The 21,898-nt window shown below is 48.8% G+C and carries 19 protein-coding genes; all 19 read left to right on the top strand.

The window, feature by feature from the left end; translation table 11 throughout:
- Positions 1-58: 58 nt before the first annotated feature.
- The 19 genes from pgsA to EKM71_RS04375 all read left to right on the top strand — a co-directional run bounded on the left by pgsA (position 59) and on the right by EKM71_RS04375 (position 21,882).
- On the top strand, positions 59-646 hold the full coding sequence (gene pgsA, locus EKM71_RS04285; protein ID WP_125573417.1) for a CDP-diacylglycerol--glycerol-3-phosphate 3-phosphatidyltransferase: 588 nt from the start codon (positions 59-61) through the stop codon (positions 644-646).
- Between the two features lie 116 nt (positions 647-762).
- Positions 763-2,007, top strand: coding sequence for a competence/damage-inducible protein A (locus tag EKM71_RS04290; RefSeq protein ID WP_125573418.1), 1,245 nt, complete (start codon positions 763-765; stop codon positions 2,005-2,007).
- A 92-nt stretch (positions 2,008-2,099) separates the two neighbouring features.
- Positions 2,100-3,215 carry a recombinase RecA gene (gene recA, locus EKM71_RS04295; RefSeq protein ID WP_125573419.1) on the top strand — a complete coding sequence of 372 codons (1,116 nt, stop codon included), beginning with the start codon at positions 2,100-2,102 and terminating at the stop codon, positions 3,213-3,215.
- Between the two features lie 191 nt (positions 3,216-3,406).
- Positions 3,407-4,966, top strand: coding sequence for a ribonuclease Y (rny, locus tag EKM71_RS04300; protein WP_125573463.1), 1,560 nt, complete (start codon positions 3,407-3,409; stop codon positions 4,964-4,966).
- Positions 4,967-5,182: 216 nt separating this feature from the next.
- Positions 5,183-5,980, top strand: a complete 798-nt coding sequence (locus EKM71_RS04305) for a TIGR00282 family metallophosphoesterase (RefSeq protein WP_125573420.1) — start codon at positions 5,183-5,185, stop codon at positions 5,978-5,980.
- Positions 5,981-6,001: 21 nt separating this feature from the next.
- Entirely contained in the window at positions 6,002-8,662 is a 2,661-nt protein-coding gene (gene mutS, locus EKM71_RS04310) for a DNA mismatch repair protein MutS (protein ID WP_125573421.1), read from the top strand.
- A 21-nt stretch (positions 8,663-8,683) separates the two neighbouring features.
- Positions 8,684-10,684 carry a DNA mismatch repair endonuclease MutL gene (gene mutL / locus EKM71_RS04315; RefSeq protein WP_125573422.1) on the top strand — a complete coding sequence of 667 codons (2,001 nt, stop codon included), beginning with the start codon at positions 8,684-8,686 and terminating at the stop codon, positions 10,682-10,684.
- A gap of 75 nt (positions 10,685-10,759) precedes the next feature.
- Positions 10,760-11,365, top strand: a complete 606-nt coding sequence (ruvA, locus tag EKM71_RS04320; RefSeq protein ID WP_125573423.1) for a Holliday junction branch migration protein RuvA — start codon at positions 10,760-10,762, stop codon at positions 11,363-11,365.
- 21 nt (positions 11,366-11,386) lie between these two features.
- On the top strand, positions 11,387-12,406 hold the full coding sequence (ruvB, locus tag EKM71_RS04325; protein ID WP_125573424.1) for a Holliday junction branch migration DNA helicase RuvB: 1,020 nt from the start codon (positions 11,387-11,389) through the stop codon (positions 12,404-12,406).
- A 108-nt stretch (positions 12,407-12,514) separates the two neighbouring features.
- Positions 12,515-12,934: a preprotein translocase subunit YajC gene (gene yajC / locus EKM71_RS04330; RefSeq protein ID WP_225417988.1), complete on the top strand. Its 420-nt coding sequence runs from the start codon at positions 12,515-12,517 to the stop codon at positions 12,932-12,934.
- 157 nt (positions 12,935-13,091) lie between these two features.
- Positions 13,092-14,207, top strand: coding sequence for a DNA polymerase IV (gene dinB / locus EKM71_RS04335; protein ID WP_125573425.1), 1,116 nt, complete (start codon positions 13,092-13,094; stop codon positions 14,205-14,207).
- A gap of 97 nt (positions 14,208-14,304) precedes the next feature.
- Positions 14,305-15,270, top strand: coding sequence for a DHH family phosphoesterase (locus EKM71_RS04340; protein ID WP_125573426.1), 966 nt, complete (start codon positions 14,305-14,307; stop codon positions 15,268-15,270).
- A complete protein-coding gene (locus EKM71_RS04345) occupies positions 15,267-16,625 on the top strand; it encodes a DEAD/DEAH box helicase (protein WP_125573427.1) in 1,359 nt (452 codons plus the stop codon). The genes EKM71_RS04340 and EKM71_RS04345 overlap by 4 nt, the downstream gene beginning before the upstream one ends.
- A gap of 495 nt (positions 16,626-17,120) precedes the next feature.
- Positions 17,121-19,760 (top strand): alanine--tRNA ligase, encoded by a 2,640-nt coding sequence (gene alaS / locus EKM71_RS04350; protein ID WP_125573428.1) that lies wholly within the window; start codon positions 17,121-17,123, stop codon positions 19,758-19,760.
- 165 nt (positions 19,761-19,925) lie between these two features.
- On the top strand, positions 19,926-20,198 hold the full coding sequence (locus tag EKM71_RS04355; RefSeq protein ID WP_024746979.1) for an IreB family regulatory phosphoprotein: 273 nt from the start codon (positions 19,926-19,928) through the stop codon (positions 20,196-20,198).
- A complete protein-coding gene (gene ruvX / locus EKM71_RS04360) occupies positions 20,195-20,632 on the top strand; it encodes a Holliday junction resolvase RuvX (protein WP_125573429.1) in 438 nt (145 codons plus the stop codon). The genes EKM71_RS04355 and ruvX overlap by 4 nt, the downstream gene beginning before the upstream one ends.
- Before the next feature lie 8 nt (positions 20,633-20,640).
- Positions 20,641-20,952 carry a DUF1292 domain-containing protein gene (locus tag EKM71_RS04365; RefSeq protein WP_057878051.1) on the top strand — a complete coding sequence of 104 codons (312 nt, stop codon included), beginning with the start codon at positions 20,641-20,643 and terminating at the stop codon, positions 20,950-20,952.
- Between the two features lie 143 nt (positions 20,953-21,095).
- Positions 21,096-21,353, top strand: a complete 258-nt coding sequence (locus EKM71_RS04370; protein WP_125573430.1) for a cell division protein ZapA — start codon at positions 21,096-21,098, stop codon at positions 21,351-21,353.
- A gap of 1 nt (position 21,354) precedes the next feature.
- A complete protein-coding gene (locus EKM71_RS04375) occupies positions 21,355-21,882 on the top strand; it encodes a CvpA family protein (RefSeq protein WP_125573465.1) in 528 nt (175 codons plus the stop codon).
- Positions 21,883-21,898: the final 16 nt, after the last annotated feature.

Consider the following 21,898-nt stretch of genomic DNA (forward strand, 5'->3'; position numbering starts at 1 on the left):
GTGGCGGCCGACACGCTTTTTTAATGATAAGTTTCGGTATTTGAAGGAGGAAATTTCTGTGAACGTCCCAAATCGTTTGACCATTATTCGGATTATCTTAATCCCTGTTTTCTTGCTGTTATTGGTACTCCCATTGGATTGGGGGACGGTGACTTGGCTGGGAACTGCGATTCCGGTCACCCAAATATTGGGCGCCTTAGTATTTGCTGTGGCTTCTATTACGGATTTCTTGGATGGTCAAATTGCCCGGCGTCAGCACCTGGTCACTAACTTTGGTAAGTTTGCTGATCCTTTAGCTGACAAAATGATTGTCATGACTGCCTTCATTCTCTTGGTGGCCATGGGAAAGGTTCCAGCCTGGGGTGTTGCGATTATCGTTTGCCGAGAATTAGCCGTGACTGGTTTACGTCTGATCGTCGTGGAAACTGGTGGCCGTGTCTTGGCTGCTGCTTGGCCTGGGAAGATTAAGACGACCACACAAATGGTGGGGATTATTCTCCTCTTACTCAACAACATTGGATTTGGGACGATCAACGTGCCAATGGCCCTGATCTTCTTCTACATTTGCCTTTTCTTCACCATTTACTCTGGTATCGATTATTTTGTACAAAACAAGCAGGTCTTCGCGGAATCTTCCGCTGAATAGGCTGGTGAGCCCCCGTGAATTATTAGCGGGGGTTCTTGTGTCTAAAAAAAGATGAATTGGCCCGAATAAACGGGGCCGTTTTACGGAGTTAACTAGGTCAGCATCGGAGGGATAGTATGCAGGCAGAAATTATTGCAGTGGGCACAGAAATCTTATTGGGACAGGTCGTTGATACAAATTCGGCATTTATCGCACGTGGCCTGGCATCAGCCGGAATTGAGGTTTATTACCATTCACTGGTGGGCGATAACGCTAATCGGTTAACCAACGTGGTTACTCAGGCCCGGTCTCGTAGTGATCTGGTCGTGATCAGTGGTGGGTTAGGACCAACTAAAGACGATCTGACCAAGCAGACCGTTGCACATCTCTTGGGAGTTAAATTAGTCGAAGACGAGACGGCGATGGCGAAAATTCACCAGCACTTTCTGACAACGGGCCAGAAATTGACCCCTAACAATCGCTTACAGGCGCTTTACCCAGATGGTAGCCTCCCATTGAAGAATCAAACTGGAATGGCTGTGGGTGCCTTCTATCGGGCGCCTACGGGAGCGGATGTCATGTTGCTTCCTGGACCACCCAGCGAAATGGAACTCATGTTTCGTGAGGAAGCCCTACCAGTGCTCAAGCATGCCTATCAACGAGAAGAATATCTGGTCTCGAAGGTTCTTCGCTTCTTTGGTATCGGGGAGTCTCAGTTGGTCACGACTCTAGGTGATCTGATTGCCAAACAAACTAATCCGACGATTGCCCCGTATGCCAAGGTAAATGAGGTGACTCTCCGATTGACGGCGACGGCTAATAGTGAGACCAGGGCAAGCGATCTGATTGATGGTCTGGTAACCTTGATTCGACAACGTGTTGGGGATTATCTTTACGGCTATGGTGACGATAACAGTCTGGCCAATGTGGTGGTTCATGGTCTGATTGACCGCAAGTTGACCATTACTGCGGCTGAGAGTCTGACTGCTGGCGAATTTCAGAGTACACTGGGCGATATCGCTGGCGTTTCGGCGGTGTTCCCGGGGGGCTTCGTGACCTATGCGAATGAAGCCAAACGTGCTCTTTTAGACATTCCCAATGCGATTATTGACACCGAGGGTGTGGTCAGCGCAGCCACAGCAAAACGCATGGCCGAAGGGGCTCGCCGACGACTCGATACCGATCTAGCCTTGAGCTTCACTGGTGTTGCCGGTCCGGACACCTTGGAAGGGCAACCAGCCGGAACCGTTTGGCTAGGATTGGCCCAGCGTGGGCATGACCCACAGGCCAAATTGGTTCATCTGACGGGTAATCGTGACAAGATTCGGGCTAGAACGGTTCTACTGGGACTGGATTGGATTCGCCAAACACTTCGAATTTAATTCAGGGGAACTTTTGTTCTGTTTTTGCTTGCAATTTTAGAATTAAGCCGGTATAGTGTTACTAGAATATGAAGCACTCAAGGAGGATTCAAATGGCTGACGAACGACAAGCAGCGCTGGATAAAGCGCTGAAGAAAATTGAAAAAGACTTTGGTAAAGGATCCATCATGCGGCTAGGGGACAATACGAACATGCAGGTGGAAACCGTGCCTTCTGGATCGTTGGCCCTGGACGTGGCATTAGGTGTCGGGGGATATCCTCGTGGTCGAATCGTTGAAATTTATGGACCTGAATCTTCCGGTAAAACGACGGTGGCCTTACACGCCGTTGCCGAGGTCCAAAAACGTGGCGGTACTGCGGCTTATATCGATGCTGAAAACGCATTGGATCCTGCCTATGCCACGGCTCTGGGTGTCGATATCGATAGCCTGTTACTCTCACAGCCGGATACTGGTGAACAAGGACTGGAAATTGCTGATGCCTTGATTTCCAGTGGTGCCGTGGACATTGTGGTTGTTGACTCTGTTGCAGCCTTGGTCCCCCGTGCCGAAATCGAAGGAGAAATGGGAGACGCTCACGTGGGTCTACAAGCTCGGATGATGTCTCAAGCACTTCGTAAGCTGTCTGGTTCTATTAACAAGACGAAGACGATCGCACTCTTTATCAACCAAATTCGTGAAAAAGTTGGGGTTATGTTTGGGAACCCCGAAACCACACCTGGTGGACGGGCACTGAAGTTCTACGCGACAGTACGTTTGGAAGTTCGGCGTGCTGAACAGATCAAGGATGGCACCGATGTCATTGGTAACCGGACGCGGATCAAGGTTGTGAAGAACAAGGTGGCTTCACCATTTAAGCGGGCTGAAGTTGATATCATGTATGGCCAAGGAATCTCACAAACAGGTGAACTCTTGGACATGGCGGTTGAGAAGGATATCGTGGATAAGAGTGGGTCATGGTACTCTTATGGCGAGGATCGAATTGGTCAAGGACGTGAAAACGCCAAGCAATACCTGGCTGACCACGCCGACATGATGTCTGAAATTAACACGCGGGTTCGAAAGGCCTACGGTGTTAGTGTTGATGGTGACGAACCAGAGACACCGGCTAAAGACAAAGATCAAAAGGCCTCTAAGGACGGTAAATCGACGTCCAAGAAAGGGTCACAACAAATTGAATTAACGCCCGGCAAGCCACAAGGCAAGTAGGGATTAACCGTTCACGCTGGTGCAGAGACGCCAGCGTGATTTTTTGTGTTCCCAATCAATGAGTTTAGTTGACAGCGTTCACGGCAACCATTAAAATTAAAGTTGTGTCAGTAATCATAACAACATCTTGAAAAGTCTGATTTTAAATTAGTCATTTTTGATGATGCGGAGGTGGAATCATGAGTGGAATCATGACTGTTCCAACTATAATCCTCGCAATCATCGCTATCGTTGTTGGTGTTGTGGGCGGGTATTATTATCGTAAATCTGTCCATGAACGTAAGCTAGATGCCGCTAAGTACACTGCAAAAGGTGTGTTAGCGGAAGCGCAGAAGCAAGCTGAGACGGCTACTAAAGAGGCCTTGTTAGAGGCCAAAGAAGACAGCCACAAGTATCGGGCGGAAGTCGAAACAGAGCTGAAAGAACGTCGTGCCGAAGTTCAGAAGCAAGAGGACCGTTTGATTCAAAGAGAAGAGTCACTGGACCGGAAAGATAACTCTCTGGAAAAGCGTGAGAATTCCTTGAATCGTCGAGACAAGAAGCTCAGTGCTGAAGAACAGAATTTAGCTAAGAAACAACAACAGGCAGACTCACTGATTGAAAAACGACAGGCAGCGGTTGAAACCGTTGCGGCGTTATCCCAGGAAGATGCACGCGACCTGATTATCTCAGAGGCAAAAACCTCTCTGGCCGGGGAACGGGCAAAAATGATTCAAGAAAGTGAAGAGACGGCTCGTAAGACGGCTCAGGCTAATGCGAAGGACCTGATTGTCTCTGCCATTCAACGAAGTGCCGCTGATATGGTAACGGAAACGACCATTACTGTTGTGACGTTGCCTAATGACGACATGAAAGGCCGAATTATCGGTCGTGAAGGACGGAACATTCGGACTTTGGAAACATTAACCGGAATCGATTTAATTATCGATGATACGCCGGAAGCAGTCGTCTTGAGTGGCTTTGACCCCTTAAGGCGAGAAGTTGCCAAGATTGCATTGGAGAAGTTGATTCAAGATGGGCGGATTCATCCCGCTCGGATTGAGGAAATGGTGGCAAAAGCCAAGAAAGAACTGGACGAACGTGTCCGGGAGATTGGTGAGCAGACGACGTTTGATCTCGGGATTCACTCAATGCATCCTGAATTAATCAAGGCCGTTGGCCGCTTGAATTTCCGAATTTCTCATGGGCAAAATGCTTTGGCCCATTCAGTCGAGGTTGCCAAGATCACTGGGGTATTGGCTGCTGAATTAGGTGAGGATGTCACGTTAGCAAAACGTGCAGGATTATTACATGATATTGGCCGTGCTGCGGAACACGAGGACGACAATTCGTACATCACAACTGGAATGGAGTTGGCGAAGAAATATCGCGAAAGTTCTGTTGTTGTGAATGCTATTGCCGCTCAAGCGGACGGAACGGCTTCGCAATCTGTTATTGCGGAACTGGTAGGGACTGCCGACATTATCTCGGCTACTCGACCAGGTGCACGATCAGACACATTAGAGAGCTACATTCACCGCTTAGACAAACTGGAAACCATCGCCAATGCATTTGACGGTGTGGATCATAGTTTTGCCATTCAAGCGGGACGTGAAGTTCGCGTCATCGTGCGGCCAGAGAAGATTTCCGATACAGATGCCGTTGTCTTGGCACGAGACATCAAGAAACAAATTGAAGGCGACCTGGATTACCCAGGTCACGTCAAAGTTTCCGTCATCCGGGAAGTCCGGTCAGTTGAATATGCGAAATAAGTCAGAGAAGCTAGGCCGATTATGGTCCTAGCTTTTTTACGTCATTAGGGCTTAATCCATGGTAAAATAGACCGTATGCAATTGACAGGATTGAATGGTTGGAATCACGCTTGGTGTTGCCAGCTATGTCATTTCAACCAATTGAATTAAATGAAAAAGATGATCGGGCAGACCGATCAATGAGGACCCACGAGGGTCGTAGATAGGGGAACGAAGATGCGTATTCTTTTTGTTGGTGACGTTGTTGGAAATATCGGTGTGGACATGATTCACGAGTACCTACCGCAATTAAAACGGGATTTAAAGCCTCAGGTCACCATCGTCAATGGGGAAAATTCAACTCCAGTTGGTCGTGGTATCAGTCAAAGTATTTACAAGCAGCTTTTAAAGGACGGAGCCGATGTCGTCACCATGGGGAACCATACGTGGGATAACGCCGAACTCTATGACTTTATTGGAGGCGCCAATCGCCTGGTTCGGCCCGCCAACTTTCCTGGTGACAACACACCGGGACAAGGCTGGACGAAGGTTAAGGTTAACCAACAAGTCTTAGCGGTGGTCAACATGCAAGGACGGGTCTTTATGAATCCCATGGATGATCCTTTCGCGATGATGAAGGATCTCCTTCCTGAACTGGATACCGACTTTGTCTTTGTCGACTTCCATGCTGAGACGACCAGTGAAAAGCGGGCTTTCGCTATGCGTTACGACGGTCAGCTCTCTGCCGTAGTTGGCACCCATACCCACGTTCAGACTAGTGACGCTCAAGTATTACGGCATGGGACGGCCTTCTTGACGGAAGTTGGGATGACCGGTCCGGCCGATAGTGTCCTCGGAATGCAAGCTGACAGCGTGATCGAACGCTTTGAAAACCAACGACCAACGCGCTATACCGTTCAAGAAAAGGGTGCGGGACTCTTATCCGGTTGTGTCATTGACTTAAACGATAAGACCGGTCACGCCTCACGGATTCGACCGATCTTAATCAGTCCACAACATCCGTACCAAAGTTAGAGTTACTGAAAGGATGAACCAATTTTCATGACGAAAACGACGCCCATGATGGCCCAATATCAGAAAATTAAAGATCAGTACCCGGATGCCTTCTTGTTTTATCGGCTCGGGGACTTTTATGAAATGTTTAACGAGGATGCAGTGAAGGGGTCTCAGATCTTGGAGCTCACCTTGACGACTAGAAGTCACAGTGCCAAGAATCCGATTCCAATGTGTGGCGTGCCTCACAAGGCGGTCCAGAGCTACATTGATATTCTCGTAGATCAAGGCTACAAGGTCGCTATCTGTGAACAGATGGAGGATCCTAAGTTAGCCAAGGGTATGGTGAAACGTGAGGTCATTCAGCTGGTTACACCAGGGACTCAGACCGATACCGGTGCCGCTGGTGCTAAACGGAATAATTATCTGACAGCGTTGACACTTACCAGTCCAGAAAACTTCGGGCTGGCCTATACGGATCTTTCAACAGGAGAACTCAAGGCCGCCGAAATTCAAGGTGCTGATGCCGTGGTCAACGAACTCATGGGTCTGCAGACTAAGGAAGTCGTGGTTGATGAGACGGTACCAGAGGCATTACGTAACCGATTGAAGCAGCTGGGGATGATGATTTCTAAACAGCTTGAGGTTCAAGAGAGTGCCGAACTGAGCTACGTCCAGCAGGACTTAAAGACTGATCTCCTCAAACGTGTCGTGGCGGTGTTAGTGACCTATGTCACGGTAACCCAGAAGCGGAGTCTGGCTCATTTACAACGGGCGGTGGCCTATCAGCCGGCTTCTTTCTTGAAAATGGACCATTCTTCACAGACTAATTTGGAAATTACACAAAATTTGCGAACCAAGAAAAAGTCTGGGACCTTACTCTGGTTATTGGATGAGACCAAGACGGCCATGGGTGGGCGACTGCTTAAGCAATGGCTGGATCGGCCATTGATCGACCGAAAAGCTATTGAAACCCGTCAGGCCAAAGTTGGTGTGCTCCTGGACCACTATTTTGAGCGCAGCAACCTCCAAGCCGAATTGGTTAAGGTTTATGATCTAGAACGGCTAGCCGGTCGGGTTGCTTTTGGGAGCGTCAATGGACGTGACCTGATTCAACTCCAGACGTCCTTGGAACAGGTGCCACAAATTGAACATACGATTGCGGAATTGGGTGAGAAGGTTTTTGATGAGACCTTGAAACATCTGGATCCTGTTGAAGATGTAGCCGCAGCCATTCGTGCGGCAATTGTGCCAGAACCACCATTGTCTGTAACGGATGGTGGTGTGATTCGTGATGGCTACAATGAACAGCTGGACAAGTACCGCGATGCTATGCGTCACGGTAAGAATTGGTTGGCCGAGTTGGAAGCTCATGAACGCGAAGTTACCGGAATTAATAACCTTAAGATTGGGTATAATCACGTCTTCGGGTACTATATCGAGGTCACCAAAGTTAACCTTAGTAAGCTCCCTACGGATCGTTATGAGCGGAAGCAAACGTTGACGAATGCCGAACGCTTTTCAACACCAGAATTAAAAGAAAAAGAAAGTTTGATCTTGGAGGCCGAAGAAAAATCGGTTGCCTTAGAATATCAACTCTTCACCGCCTTACGTGAAACAGTTAAGCAGGCTATCAAACGTCTGCAAAAATTGGCAGCGATCATTGCCGGCCTGGATGTTCTTCAGAGTTTTGCCGTGGTCAGTGAGGATTATCACTTTGTTAAACCCGAATTAGTTACCGGCCATGATCTCGAGATTAAGCAAGGTCGACATCCAGTGGTTGAAAAGGTCTTGGGCCGTCAATCATACGTCCCTAATGATGTTCGTATGAATGATGAGACTAATATTCTCTTAATTACCGGGCCCAACATGTCAGGGAAGAGTACCTACATGCGTCAGCTAGCCCTTACAGTAATTATGGCTCAGATGGGGTGTTTCGTACCAGCCGAGGCTGCGCAGATGCCAATCTTCGATCAGATCTTCACTCGAATTGGGGCCGCCGATGACCTGATCTCCGGTCAGAGTACCTTCATGGTGGAAATGCAGGAGGCCAATCGCGCCCTGAGTCACGCGACTGCCAACAGTCTTATTCTCTTTGATGAGATCGGGCGGGGAACTGCAACCTATGATGGCATGGCTTTGGCACAAGCCATTATCGAATATGTCCACAATCGGGTTCACGCCAAGACCCTGTTCTCAACCCACTACCATGAATTAACGGCGCTTGAGGATTCCCTAAAGCAACTTCGAAACGTTCACGTGGGGGCGGTTGAACAGGACGGTGATCTGGTCTTCTTGCATCAGATGCAACCGGGTCCGGCCGACAAATCTTACGGGATTCATGTGGCCAAATTGGCAGGAATGCCCGAACAGCTTTTGAAGCGAGCCGATGTCATCTTGACCGATCTGGAAGAATCTGCGGCGGAGAAGCCCGTCGTGGCGACACCAGCAGCGGGGACCACGACGGGACCCTCGGAGAAAACGACGCCAACGAGTGAGTTGCCGGCTACCACTGAGAAGACCGTTGAATCAGAACCAATTGATGGGGATGATCAACAGCTTTCCCTCTTTACAGACGAGCCTGAGGTCACGCCAGCTCAGGCCAAAGTGATTGATCAACTCAGTCACCTGAATCTGATGGGGATGACGCCAATGGATGTGATGAGCCAAGTCTATAAATGGCAACAAAAACTCTCGAAATAGAGATGAAAGGAAGGAACGCTAATGGCTAAGATTCATGAACTGGCTTCGGTATTAGCCGATCAGATTGCGGCGGGTGAAGTGGTTGAAAGACCCGCATCCGTAGTTAAGGAACTAGTAGAAAATGCCGTGGATGCACATAGTACGCAGATCGACATCACGGTGGAAGAGGCTGGGTTACAGCGCATTAGCGTCGTCGATGACGGGGATGGTATTGCGGACGAAGATGCCGAGATGGCTTTCAAACGCCACGCTACCAGTAAAATTACCGATCGACGAGACCTCTTTCGCATCAAGTCTCTAGGGTTCCGGGGCGAGGCTCTGCCTAGTATTGCGTCTGTCGCTGATGTTACCCTGACCACGTCGACTGGCGGAGTCGGTACCATGATTCACAATGTGGGTGGCATCATTCAAGAACATCGTGCTGCCGAAGCTCGTAAGGGAACGACGATTACTGTCAAAGATCTCTTTGGCAATGTCCCGGCACGGCTAAAGTATCTTAAGTCACCTGCGACCGAATTGGCTCGGATTACCGATATTGTGAACCGGTTGGCCCTGAGCTATCCCGAGATTGCCTTTTCTCTGGTGCACAACGGTCGGGAGCTCACACGAACTGCAGGTCGTGGTGACCTCCAGCAGGTGATTGCTGGAATCTACGGCGTACAGAGTGCTCGTAAGATGGTGGCCATCAAGGGTGACAATCCAGACTTTAAGGTGGCGGGGTATGTCAGTCTACCGGAATTGACCCGGGCCAGTCGGCAGTACATTTCAATTTTGCTCAACGGTCGGTTCATTCATAACTTCCAGTTGAGTAAGGCACTCATTGCTGGCTATGGCTCAAAACTGATGGTTGGACGCTACCCGATTGCTGTTTTGACTATCACAATGGACCCGTTGTTAGTGGACGTGAACGTTCATCCCACAAAACAAGAAGTTCGTATCAGTCAGGAACCGGATTTAATGGCCCTCATTCAAAAGACTGTATTCGATCGACTCTCACGGGAGAACTTGATTCCCGATGCCTATGGGGAATTGCCCCAGAAAAAAAGAGAAGATGACCATACGGACCAACTGATTATGGCCTTAAATGATGCCTCGACGAAGTATCCGTTGGAGTCCGCCGCCACGTCAGTGGAACGGGCCGAACCGACGCCACCAATTCAGGCGTCGCAACCAATAGTGTCAACACCAGCAGATAAGGGACCACAACCTCTACAGACGCCGGAAGAGGTGCCCGTTGAACCGGTGGTCGTTCACCAGCGTTCTGACTTTGCAACGCCAGCGCTGAAGGCCTTTGACGAGAAATATCGTCAGGAACAACCGGCGGCACCACTGGGGAATAGCCAGTCTGCAGAACAGCCAGTGGCGAGTCAACCCTTAACGGCTCCAGAACCTGATCCCAATGTTCCACGCTTTCCTAAGTTGCGGTATCTGGGACAGGTTCACGGAACTTATCTATTGGCGGAGGCTGACGAGGGACTCTACCTGATCGACCAACATGCTGCTCAAGAACGGGTTAACTACGAGCACTACCGCCAAGCCATTGGCGAGGTCAGTGACGATGAACAACGGTTACTCGTGCCGATCGTGTTGGATTATCCGACGACTGATATTTTGGACCTCAACGCTCATTTGGAAACGTTGGCTAGTGTCGGCATACGGCTGGAGTCCTTTGGACCGAATAGTTTTATTGTCCACGAACACCCGACCTGGTTCAAAGCTGGGCAAGAGGAAGATACGATTAAGGAAATGGTCGACTGGGTCTTAAAGGATGGAAAGATTTCAGTAGCAGCCTTCCGTGAAAAGACGGCGATCATGATGAGTTGTAAACGAGCCATCAAGGCCAACCACCATCTCGACGATCAGCAGGCACGCGCCTTACTGGTTAAGCTAGCAACCGCTGAGAATCCCTTCAACTGTCCTCATGGCCGACCAGTGCTGGTTCATTTTACGGATCAGGACTTACAACGTCTCTTCAAGCGAATCCAGGATCCCCACCACAGTGGTGACGACTGGGGTGAATAACCCTGCCGAATTTGCCGACAGTGTGGTACAATTTGAGAAGCAAACATATGTTTCCTAAAGGAGAAAAGACGCCTCATGTATGAATACCTTCATGGCACCATCGCGGCGGTTACCCCAACTCATGTGGTTATTGACGTGAATGGCATTGGTTACCTGGTCAATACCGCCAACCCATATCGTTATCAGGTGGGGACAGCCCCCGTGACGGTTTACGTTTATCAGGCGGTGAGCGATTCAGCTCAGACGCTGTATGGGTTCGCCGATTATGATGAAAAACAACTATTCTTGAAATTAATTAACGTTAACGGCATTGGACCTAAGAGTGCTTTGGCCATCTTGGCTAATCCCGATCACCAAGGCCTGATGCAAGCGATTCGGACGAACGATGTCAGCTTTCTCACGAAGTTTCCTGGTGTGGGGAAGAAGACAGCGGGACAGATTGTTTTGGACCTTCAGGGGAAGCTCGATGACTTGGCTGCACCAGCTAGTCAAGATCTTTTTACGCCAGAAGTGGCGGGGGATGGCAATGTCAGTCCAGAACTCAACGATGCCTTAGCGGCCCTGGCTGCTCTTGGTTATCGAGCAGCGGCAGTCAAGAAGATTACGCCTAAACTCAAACAATTTGCCGGAACCAATACCAATGATTATCTCAGTGAAGGCTTACGCCTGCTGACTAAGTAAATGTGAAAGGAGGCCGCAAATATGGCTGATGATGATGAACGATTAGTCTCACCGGAACCTGCCGATGATGGGGAAGATTCAATTGAAAAATCGCTTCGCCCTCAGACGCTGCAACAATACATCGGTCAAGACCCCATCAAGCACGAACTCCGGGTTTATATTCAGGCCGCTAAGCAACGGGAAGAGTCATTAGACCACGTCCTGTTGTATGGGCCTCCTGGATTAGGGAAGACGACCATGGCGATGGTGATTGCTAATGAGATGGGTGTACAGATTCGTACGACCAGTGGCCCAGCAATCGAGAAGCCCGGCGACCTGGTGGCTTTACTAAACGAGCTCCAACCCGGAGACATTCTCTTTATTGATGAAATTCACCGGTTGCCTAAGATTGTCGAGGAAATGTTGTACTCTGCAATGGAAGACTTCTATATTGACATCGTGGTTGGTCAGGGACCGACCGCTCATCCGGTGCATTTCCCCTTGCCACCGTTTACCTTAGTTGGGGCAACGACGCGGGCTGGCCTTTTGTCGGCACCACTGCGGGATCGATTTGGAATTGTCGAACATATGGCTTATTACCGCACTGAAGATTTGCAAGAGATCGTTCAGCGCTCGGCCGCTATCTTCAACACCACGATTGCCACGGAGGGGGCACATGAGATTGCCTTGCGTTCTCGTGGCACGCCACGGATTGCCAACCGTTTGTTAAAACGGATTCGTGATTTCGCCGAGGTTTCCCCCGATCATTCAACGATTGATGTCGCGATCGTCGATCACGCCTTGAACCTACTTCGTGTAGATTCGGCGGGGTTAGACCGTACGGATATCAAGTTATTGCGTACCATGATTGACTACTACGATGGGGGCCCGGTGGGGCTTGGAACGTTGGCCGCCAATGTGGGTGAGGAGACGGAAACCGTGGCTGCAATGTATGAACCGTATCTGCTTCAGCGTGGCTATCTGAAACGGACAGCGCGTGGGCGGGTCGTCACCGCTGCTGGTTACGAACATCTCGGAATTGAGATGCCACATCCCGACTAATAAAATAGCGGTAGTTGGTGTTTGCCGGTTCTTTTAGAAATAATTGGACGGAACCCCTGGATTCTGGTAGAGTTGTTCAATAGAGATAAAATGAAGGAGTGAACGATAGTGTTTGGAAATTTAACAGTTGCAGCTGCTAAGGGCAGTTCCTTACCAACAATTGCAATTTTAGTTGTATTCTTAGTTTTGATGTACTTTATCATGGTGCGTCCACAACAAAAGCAACAAAAGAAGCATCGCGAAATGATGAGCCAATTAAAGAAGGGTGACCACGTGGTGACCGTCGGCCGTTTACACGGGGTTATTGATGAAATTAACGACACCGACAAGACCGCTACCCTTGATTGTGATGGGATCTTCTTGACATTTGATCTTCGTGCCATTTCTGCCGTTTCTGCGCAAGGGCCACAAGCCGTTGCAGCACCTGCAGAAAAAGAAGCTGAAAAAGAAGCCCCAGTAGAATCATCAGATGCTGAAGCCAAGACGGACGATGTTGAAACGTCTGACTCTGACAGTGATGCTGAATAAGCCTATCGAACGACCCCTTTAGTTGGTGGTCGTTTTTTTTTCGTCCAAAATTTCAAAAAGGCACAAACATTTTCGTTGCCGACAAACGTATGTTTGGTTATAATTTAAGTATTAATGACGACAAGTCCGCACTAGTCTACGGGAGGAGGGACGTCAAATGAAACTGACCGATCAGCAGAAGCAACGTAAGATTATCCACGTCGACATGGATGCCTTCTATGCCTCGATTGAAGAACGCGACCACCCCGAATTCAGAGGTCACCCACTAATTATTGCCCAGGATCCCCGCAAGACCGGGGGCCGGGGCGTGGTGGCGACCGCCAACTATGTGGCACGTCAGGCGGGCGTTCACTCTGCGATGAGTGCCAGTGAGGCCCTCAAGCTGAGTCCTAAGGCAATCTTCCAGACGCCAAACTTTCCGCTATATCGACAGGTGTCGGACCAGATTCACGCTATTTTTCATGAGTATACCGATAAGATTGAGACGGTAGCCTTCGATGAAGCCTATCTTGATGTGACCGAGAATAAGCACCACCTACACTCGGCAGTTCAGGTGGCCCATGCCATTCAGACGGAGATCTTCGATCAGACGCACTTGACCTGTTCGACCGGGATCTCTTACAGTAAGTTTCTAGCCAAAGAGGCTTCAGACTTTCGTAAGCCGGTGGGGGTTAGTGTTATCATGCCCGATGAGGCCCATGATTTTCTGATGGCTTTGCCGATCGCGCGATTTCGTGGGGTGGGGAAGAAGACCGTGCCCAAGATGTACGATCTCGGAATTCACAGCGGAGCCGACCTCTATCAACGGAGTCAACTTAGTTTGATTCATGACTTTGGCAAATTCGGTTATATCCTCTATCAACGTGTTCGGGGAATTGATGACCGGCCAGTCGAGTATCAGCGGGAACGCAAGTCCATTGGTAAGGAACGTACTTATGGACCGCCGTTGACCACACTGGGTGAGGTGGAGGCGCAATTGCGATATCTCGCCAATCTGGTGGCTGAGACTATGCGTCGAAAGCAGCGTCATGGCAAAACACTTGTCTTGAAATTACGGGATAGCGAGTTCAATACCGTGACACGGCGGGTGACTCAGGCGGACTTTATCGCGAACGATGCCGATATTTACTATGAGTTGGCTTTGGGCATTTACCATGAGGTAGCCCAGTCTGATGAGGAAGTTCGCCTCCTAGGCATCACATTAACAGGACTGGCGCCGCTGGCATTTGAAAACATCACACTCCCATTATTTGACGATCACCCGGTAAAATGATCGACTTCCTTTGATATTACCCCGTAAAACTTGTATACTGAAACGCGGTATCGACGCGACTAGGTCGACAAATCGGATAGAGAATGGGTGAACATTTATGGCCATTGAAGCTGCCATCTTAGAACAAATTAAAAAATTCAAAACAATTATTATTCACCGTCATCAGCGACCAGATCCTGATTGTATCGGGGCTCAGCTGGCCTTACGGGACATTCTCCGTGCTAGTTTTCCGGAGAAGGCCATCTACGCGGTGGGCAAACACTATCCAGGATTCGACTGGATGGGGCAGGCTGACCAAGACGTGAGTGATGATGTCTATCAGGATGCGTTGGTTATTGTCGTGGATACCGCCAATCAACCACGGGTGGACGACGAACGCTGGCAGACTGGGGCTAAGGTGATTAAGATTGATCATCACCCTAATGAAGATGCTTTTGGGGATCTCCAATGGGTCCTGGATCAGGCGTCCAGCACGTCCGAAATTATTTATGATTGGTTCGCCGTTAATCGAACCGAACTGGTGATGCCAGATGATGCCGCTCGACTACTGTATGCCGGCATCGTCGGGGACACGGGACGTTTCATGTATCCTGCTACTTCGGCGAACACAATGGCCGTTGCTGGGAAACTCATGACCTATGACTTCTCCGCAACCACGGTCAACCAGGCTGAAGACGAAGTGTCACCGGCTGTGGCCAAGCTATCGGCTTACGTTTATCAGAACCTGACCATCTTGCCAAGTGGGGCGGCTTACCTGAAGCTTAGTGACGAAGTGGTGGAACCCTTCGGCCTGGGTACTGGAGACTCAACCTCTGCGGTGGTGCCACTACCTGGTAAGATCACGACAGTGGTTGCTTGGGCAATTTTTGTAGAATCAAAAGACCATACGTACCGGATTCGGTTACGGTCTAAGGGCCCATCTATCAATGGATTGGCGAAGGCTCATGGCGGTGGCGGACATGCGCTAGCCAGTGGGGCTTCAGCCAAGGACCAAGCCGAGATCGACCAAGTTATCCATGAACTCGATGAGTTAGTGGCTAACGATAAAGGAGAAAATGAATGACCGCAAATTTTAAGCAATTCAACTTGCAACCGTACTTGATGACGGCTTTGCAAAAGATTGGCTTCACCGAACCAACACCGGTGCAGGCCAAATTAATTCCCGTAATCGCTTCGGGGAAGGATGTGGTTGGCCAATCCCAAACAGGGAGTGGTAAGACCCATACCTTTTTACTGCCAATTTTTAATCAATTAACGTCAGAAAACCAGGTTCAGGCCGTGATTACCACGCCTAGCCGGGAACTGGCTTATCAGATTCACGCTGCCGCTGAACAACTAGCCGCCGAAGCCCCATTTGAAATTCGGATCGGAAACTACGTCGGGGGAACTGACAAGCAGCGTCAAGTGAACAAATTACATCATTATCAACCACAACTTGTGATCGGAACCCCTGGTCGGGTACAAGATTTAATCCAATCACAGGCCTTAGATGTCCACACCACACGTCAATTTATCGTTGATGAAGCCGATATGACGCTGGATCTTGGTTTCTTAGACCAGGTTGATAAGATTGCTAGTCGGATGCCAAGCCACCTTCAAATGATGGTGTTCTCCGCAACGATCCCACAACGATTGGATCCATTCTTGAAGAAGTACATGAATCACCCCGTTATCGAAGAAATTCCTACAGCGACAGTGATTTCATCTACGATCGATAACTGGTTAATTTCGACTAAGGGTCAAAACCGAAATCAATTGATTTATCAATTGATCACCATGGGCGAACCTTACCTGGTACTGATCTTTGCCAACACCAAAGACCGTGTAGAACAGATCCATGATTTCCTAAAGGCACAAGGCCTGAAGGTTGCGATGATTCATGGGGGCATTAAGCCACGTGAACGAAAACGGGTTATGCGTGAAGTGAAGAATCTTCAGTACCAATTCGTCGTCGCAACTGACCTGGCTGCTCGAGGAATTGATATCGAAGGAGTCTCTCATGTCATCAATGACGACGTGCCAGAGGATCTCGATTTCTTCGTCCACCGGGTTGGCCGGACAGGTCGTCAGGGGATGCCAGGAACGGCAATTACCCTATACACACCTGATGAAGAAGGTAAAATTGCCGAAATTGAAAAGATGGGCATTAAGTTTCAGCCTAAGCGGATCAGTAACGGCGAAATCGTCGACTCCTATGATCGAAACCGACGGACACAACGGCGCAAGAGTACGCAAAAACTGGATCCTTCACTGATTGGTTACGTGAAGAAAAAGAAGAAGAAGATCAAGCCTGGTTACAAGCATCAAATCAAGCAAGAAATTCATCGTCGTAAGGATCAAGAAAAGCGGGTTGCTGCCCGGCAGAGTGCCCGAAACGAACGAAAGCGGCGTAAGCGCGAGTCAGATCGTTACCAATAGAATGAATGGGTAACGAGCATGTTCGCAAATGCCTAGATCGCATAAAACAATATCTTTGAAAATGGAAACTGTGTCAGCCGTAGAGTTGGTGCCCTTGAGACTCGGGTTGGAGGTCTGATGAAAATTCGGAGGCCGCGTTTTGTCGCCCTCAGATCTTTACCAGGTTCGAAGGCGCTGGATAGAGTCAGTCCCGCCAGACAAACATATTCGCTGTCGAAGATTGACAAGGCGACGACAGCCACCTATAATTTCAAATGGACAACAATTAAATAAAACTTTGAGGATATGCCGTGTCCGATCGTCTTTCAGAAACGTTTTGGTTGCTGTGAAAAACGATTCGGTCTGATGCTGGTGCTCCCTCAGTAACATCGCGACTCAGCGTTATGAGTTTAAGAGGTAAACGATTAAAACATCGTTGCAAGTAAAGTGGTACCGCGCTTCGGCGTCTTTACAGGCAACGGTGTTTTTTATACTTTTTTTGGAGGTATTTAAGAGATGAAAGACCTAAGTAGCAGTCAAATTCGGCAGATGTACCTGGATTTCTTCCAGTCTAAGGGTCACACGATCGAACCTAGTGCATCCCTGGTTCCTAAGGATGACCCCTCGTTGTTATGGATTAACTCTGGGGTTGCAACCATGAAAAAATACTTCTCAGGGCAAGTAGTGCCTGAGAATCCACGGCTAACTTCTTCACAGAAGAGTATCCGGACTAATGATATTGAGAACGTTGGTAAGACTGCCCGTCACCATACGTTATTTGAAATGTTGGGGAACTTCTCCGTAGGGGACTACTTCAAGAAAGAAGCTATCACCTGGGCATGGGAACTCTTGACATCACCCGATTGGTTTGGTTGGGATCCAGATAAACTATATATGACTGTTTATCCTAAAGATACTGATGCCAAGGCTGACTGGGAGGCTGCTGGTGTGGCGCCTGATCACATCATCGCCGTAGAGGACAATTTTTGGGACATTGGTGAGGGGCCTTCAGGTCCTGACTCTGAGATCTTTTATGATCGAGGTGAATCCTTCAATAATTTAGCTGAGGACGATCCTGAGAACTATCCTGGTGGCGAAAATGAACGTTACCTCGAAGTGTGGAACATTGTGTTCTCACAGTTCAATCATGAGCCAGATGGCACGTATAAGCCGCTTCCTCGGAAAAATATTGATACGGGAATGGGTCTCGAACGAGTTGTTTCTATTTTCCAAAATGCCAAGACGAACTTCGAAACCGACCTATTTTTGCCAATCATCGAAAAAACTGCAGAACTCAGTGACGGTAAGAAATATGGGGCCAACCACGAGGACGATGTGTCCTTTAAGGTGATTGCCGACCATGCTCGCGCGATTACCTTTGCTATTGGCGACGGCGCATTGCCTGGTAATGAAGGTCGTGGGTACGTGATCCGTCGTCTGATTCGTCGGGCCATTGTTAATGGTCAAAAGTTGGGCATTGAAGGCGCTTTTCTGGACCAATTAGTCCCAGTTGTGGGTAAGATCATGCAGTCTTACTACCCAGACGTGCTCAAGCAAAGTGACTACATCGCTAAGGTTGTGCGTTCTGAAGAAGACCGTTTTGGTGAAACGCTGGATGGCGGATTAACGCTGTTGAATAGCTTAATTGCTGACTTGAAGAAGCAGGGAGGTAACCAGATTGCTGGTCCCGATGCTTTCAAACTCTACGATACGTACGGTTTCCCGGTTGAATTAACTGAGGAATATGCTGACGATCAAGGGATTACGGTCGATGTTGATGGCTTCAAGGCTGAAATGCAGAAACAAAAGGATCGTGCTCGTAATGCACGCGGAAAGCAGAAGGCCATGGGTCTCCAACACGATTTGTTAATCAATGTGACGACCCCTAGTGAATATGTGGGGTACACGCAATTAGCAACGACCAGTACGTTGACTGAGTTAGTTGTTGACGATCAACTGGCCGATGAAGCGACGACTGGAACAGCCGAAGCCATGTTTGACAAGACACCGTTCTATGCCGAAATGGGTGGTCAAGTGGCCGACAAGGGTGACATCTTGGATGAAGCTGGACACGTGGTTGCTCATGTTGCCGACGTGCAACACGCGCCTAACGGTCAGAACTTGCACACATTGACGGTTGTTGCTCCTCTGAAGAAGGGGGCCACTTACCAGCTCAAGGTTGACACGATTTTCCATAGCAAGGTTGAAAAGAACCATACCGCAACCCACTTGTTGGACAAGGCCTTACGAGAAGTCTTTGGCGAACATACCCAGCAAGCTGGTTCATTGGTGGAAGGGGACTACTTGCGGTTCGACTTTACCCACTTCGGTCAGGTTGATCCTGCTGACTTAGCCAAAGCCGAAGCTATCGTTAATGAGAAAATCTTCGCTGAACTTCCCGTAACGACGGTTGAAACCGATATCGAGTCTGCCAAAAAGATGGGCGCCATTGCCCTCTTCAGCGAAAAGTATGGCAAGGTTGTTCGTGTCGTCAGTGCCGGTGATTTTGTTACTGAATTCTGTGGTGGGAACCATGTGAAGAATACCAATGAAATTGGTCTGTTCAAGATTACTTCTGAATCCGGTGTTGGGGCCGGCGTACGGCGGATTGAAGCCGTGACTTCTGCAGCTGCTTACCGTTACTTACAAGGACGGAGTGAAATTTTGGACACCGTGGCTGGCGATTTAAAGGTCACTCAGGACACTGAAGTAGAACAGAAGGTCCGGAGCCTACAAGCTCAAGTTAAGGCCTTAGAACAGAAGCAAGCGGCCTTAGAAGGCAAGCTTGCTAGTCAAGAAGCCAGTGCCGTCTTCGATCATGTTGTCGAGGCTGGTAACTACAAGTTGATTAGTGGGACTGTTCAGGTGTCTAAGATGGATCAACTAAGGGCCCTAGCTGACACTTGGCGTGACCAATCACTTTCTGATGTGTTAGTATTGGGAGCCGAAGTTAATGGCAAGGCCAACTTAATTGTGGCCGTTAGTGCTGACAAGCAAAAACAGGTTAAGGCCGGCGACTTGATCAAGGCAATCTCACCTAAAATTAATGGTGGTGGGGGCGGTCGGCCAAACTTGGCTCAGGCTGGTGGTAAGAATCCAGCTGGTTTACCAGATGCGATGACGGCTGCCGAAGCTTGGTTAGCCGATCAAGCGTAGGTCATCTAACTTAAATTGTGACTTGGGGAGCAGCTCAGAAATTTTGGGCGGCTCCCTTGGTAACAGCAGTATTACGAATAGATTACATTAGGTGGCGGTCGTTGTAGTTTGCCACCTGATCGAGTAAAATTGAGACTAAGTGAGGAAGTACGGGGGTGTTTCATAGTGAGTTCATTAGACAAAACGATGTATTTTGATTTTGGCGCCAACCAGCCGAAGGACGTGCACGATACCCTGGTGACGGTTTACCAGGCACTTGAGGAGAAGGGATATAATCCCATTAATCAGATTGTCGGGTACCTACTATCAGGCGATCCTGCGTACATTCCACGTATCAATGATGCGCGGAATCTCATTCGCAAGCATGAACGCGATGAGATCATCGAAGAGTTAGTCCGGTTTTATTTGAATCAGAATGGACCGGTGAAACCATCATGAAGTTAATGGGTCTAGATGTTGGATCACGAACGGTCGGCATTGCTATTAGCGATGCCTTAGGCTGGACGGCCCAGGGGATTGAAATCATTCGGATTAATGAGGATGAAGAGATCTTTGGAATCGACCGTGTCGCAGAATTGGTCCAGGAACATGATGTCCAAGGCTTTGTGGTCGGTCTACCTAAGAATATGAATAATTCCTTGGGGCCTCGGGCCGAGGCGTCAGAGCGCTATGGTGAGATGCTGACAGAACGGTTCCATTTGCCAGTTGACTTCGAGGACGAACGATTGACAACCGTTGAAGCGGAGCGTATGTTAGTGGAACAAGCGGATACGTCTCGCCGCAAACGAAAGAAAGTAATTGATAAATTAGCAGCCGGGTTAATCCTGCAGAACTATTTAGATCGGCATGGTAAATTAACCCGAGAAAAGTGAGGTTTCGCATGAACGAAGACCAAGAACAAATCACGTTAGTTGACGAAAATGGTAATGAAGAGTTATACGATGTCCTATTTACCTTTGAATCCGATGACTTTGGTAAGTCATACATTTTGATTTACCCGTCTGGTAAGAGCGAGGATGAGGAAGTTGACATCCAAGCTTATGCTTTACCAGCCGAAGACGATCCAGCCAACCCAACCGGTGGAGATTTACAATTAATCGAATCCGACGAAGAATGGGATATGATTGAATCCGTATTGAACACTTTCCTTTCTGACGGGGAAATCAATCCCGACGCCGGCAAGAAAAACTAGTCATTAAGATCAAAAAAGGGCGGAGGACTTCCGCTCTTTTTTATTTGGCGCGAAGTGATGACCTATTGGCGGGTGAAAGGCGTGCAACGTTCCCCGGATTAATGGTAAAATGAAGCGTTATGCAAAACAGGGGGAATATCGATATGACGGAACAGACACATCGGTTTAAAGCCACAATTGCTGGAAAGACTTATACGATTGTGGGTCAAGCGACTGACGAACATATGCGTGCAGTCACGACAGTTTTGAACCAACAGTTTGAACAACTAAAGACTCTCTCACCTAAGATGAGCAAGGAAGATGCCGCCATTTTAATGGCCTTCAACGCTGTTTCAGATCAGCTGAAGATGGCAGATGAACAGACTGACAAGCCGACGGATTCCACGGAAACGGGGAATTAGGGTGGGATTGAGTCTGATTATTATCGTCCTACTGGTTCTGGGATTTCACCGGGGGTATCGCCGCGGGTTGTTGCGGCAGATTCTAAATACCATTGGTTATTTTGTGGTATGGATCGTGGCACGCCTGCTATCACGGCCACTGGCCGCCGGAATTGGAAAATTCGTCGGGGACCTCTCGTTGGATAGTTCGGCAAGTGTGGCAACTGCGAGTCAGAGCAGTTCCTTTTTCCTCAATGGCCTCGCCTTTTCGGCTATTTTGACGGTAGGATTTTTCATTGTTCATCGCATCATCGAGATGGTTAACAAGGCGACAAAACTGCCGGTTATTCACCAAGTGAATGGCTTGGGGGGTGGCCTTATTAATCTCGTGGTACGATATGTGGTGATCTTTTTAGTTTTGAATTTACTCATTCTATTACCAATGACGACATTTCAGAATAGTTATCAGGCCTCACCCGTGGCTCAGTGGATCGTCAAGGAGACCCCACTGTTATCAGAACGCCTTGTGCACTGGTGGCTCGCGGCGTGATGCCTGACTGTTCGTG

Origin of the sequence: Levilactobacillus huananensis, assembly GCF_003946145.1 — a bacterium.
GTDB lineage: Bacteria > Bacillota > Bacilli > Lactobacillales > Lactobacillaceae > Levilactobacillus > Levilactobacillus huananensis.

What these genes read in the sequence shown, in the direction of transcription:
- alaS (WP_125573428.1), top strand. Translation starts at nt 17,121, where the DNA reads ATGAAAGACCTAAGTAGCAGTCAAATTCGGCAGATGTACCTGGATTTC.
- EKM71_RS04365 (WP_057878051.1), top strand. Translation starts at nt 20,641, where the DNA reads ATGAACGAAGACCAAGAACAAATCACGTTAGTTGACGAAAATGGTAAT.
- mutL (WP_125573422.1), top strand. Translation starts at nt 8,684, where the DNA reads ATGGCTAAGATTCATGAACTGGCTTCGGTATTAGCCGATCAGATTGCG.
- EKM71_RS04345 (WP_125573427.1), top strand. Translation starts at nt 15,267, where the DNA reads ATGACCGCAAATTTTAAGCAATTCAACTTGCAACCGTACTTGATGACG.
- EKM71_RS04305 (WP_125573420.1), top strand. Translation starts at nt 5,183, where the DNA reads ATGCGTATTCTTTTTGTTGGTGACGTTGTTGGAAATATCGGTGTGGAC.
- EKM71_RS04290 (WP_125573418.1), top strand. Translation starts at nt 763, where the DNA reads ATGCAGGCAGAAATTATTGCAGTGGGCACAGAAATCTTATTGGGACAG.
- dinB (WP_125573425.1), top strand. Translation starts at nt 13,092, where the DNA reads ATGAAACTGACCGATCAGCAGAAGCAACGTAAGATTATCCACGTCGAC.
- ruvA (WP_125573423.1), top strand. Translation starts at nt 10,760, where the DNA reads ATGTATGAATACCTTCATGGCACCATCGCGGCGGTTACCCCAACTCAT.
- ruvX (WP_125573429.1), top strand. Translation starts at nt 20,195, where the DNA reads ATGAAGTTAATGGGTCTAGATGTTGGATCACGAACGGTCGGCATTGCT.
- ruvB (WP_125573424.1), top strand. Translation starts at nt 11,387, where the DNA reads ATGGCTGATGATGATGAACGATTAGTCTCACCGGAACCTGCCGATGAT.
- rny (WP_125573463.1), top strand. Translation starts at nt 3,407, where the DNA reads ATGACTGTTCCAACTATAATCCTCGCAATCATCGCTATCGTTGTTGGT.
- EKM71_RS04370 (WP_125573430.1), top strand. Translation starts at nt 21,096, where the DNA reads ATGACGGAACAGACACATCGGTTTAAAGCCACAATTGCTGGAAAGACT.
- recA (WP_125573419.1), top strand. Translation starts at nt 2,100, where the DNA reads ATGGCTGACGAACGACAAGCAGCGCTGGATAAAGCGCTGAAGAAAATT.
- EKM71_RS04340 (WP_125573426.1), top strand. Translation starts at nt 14,305, where the DNA reads ATGGCCATTGAAGCTGCCATCTTAGAACAAATTAAAAAATTCAAAACA.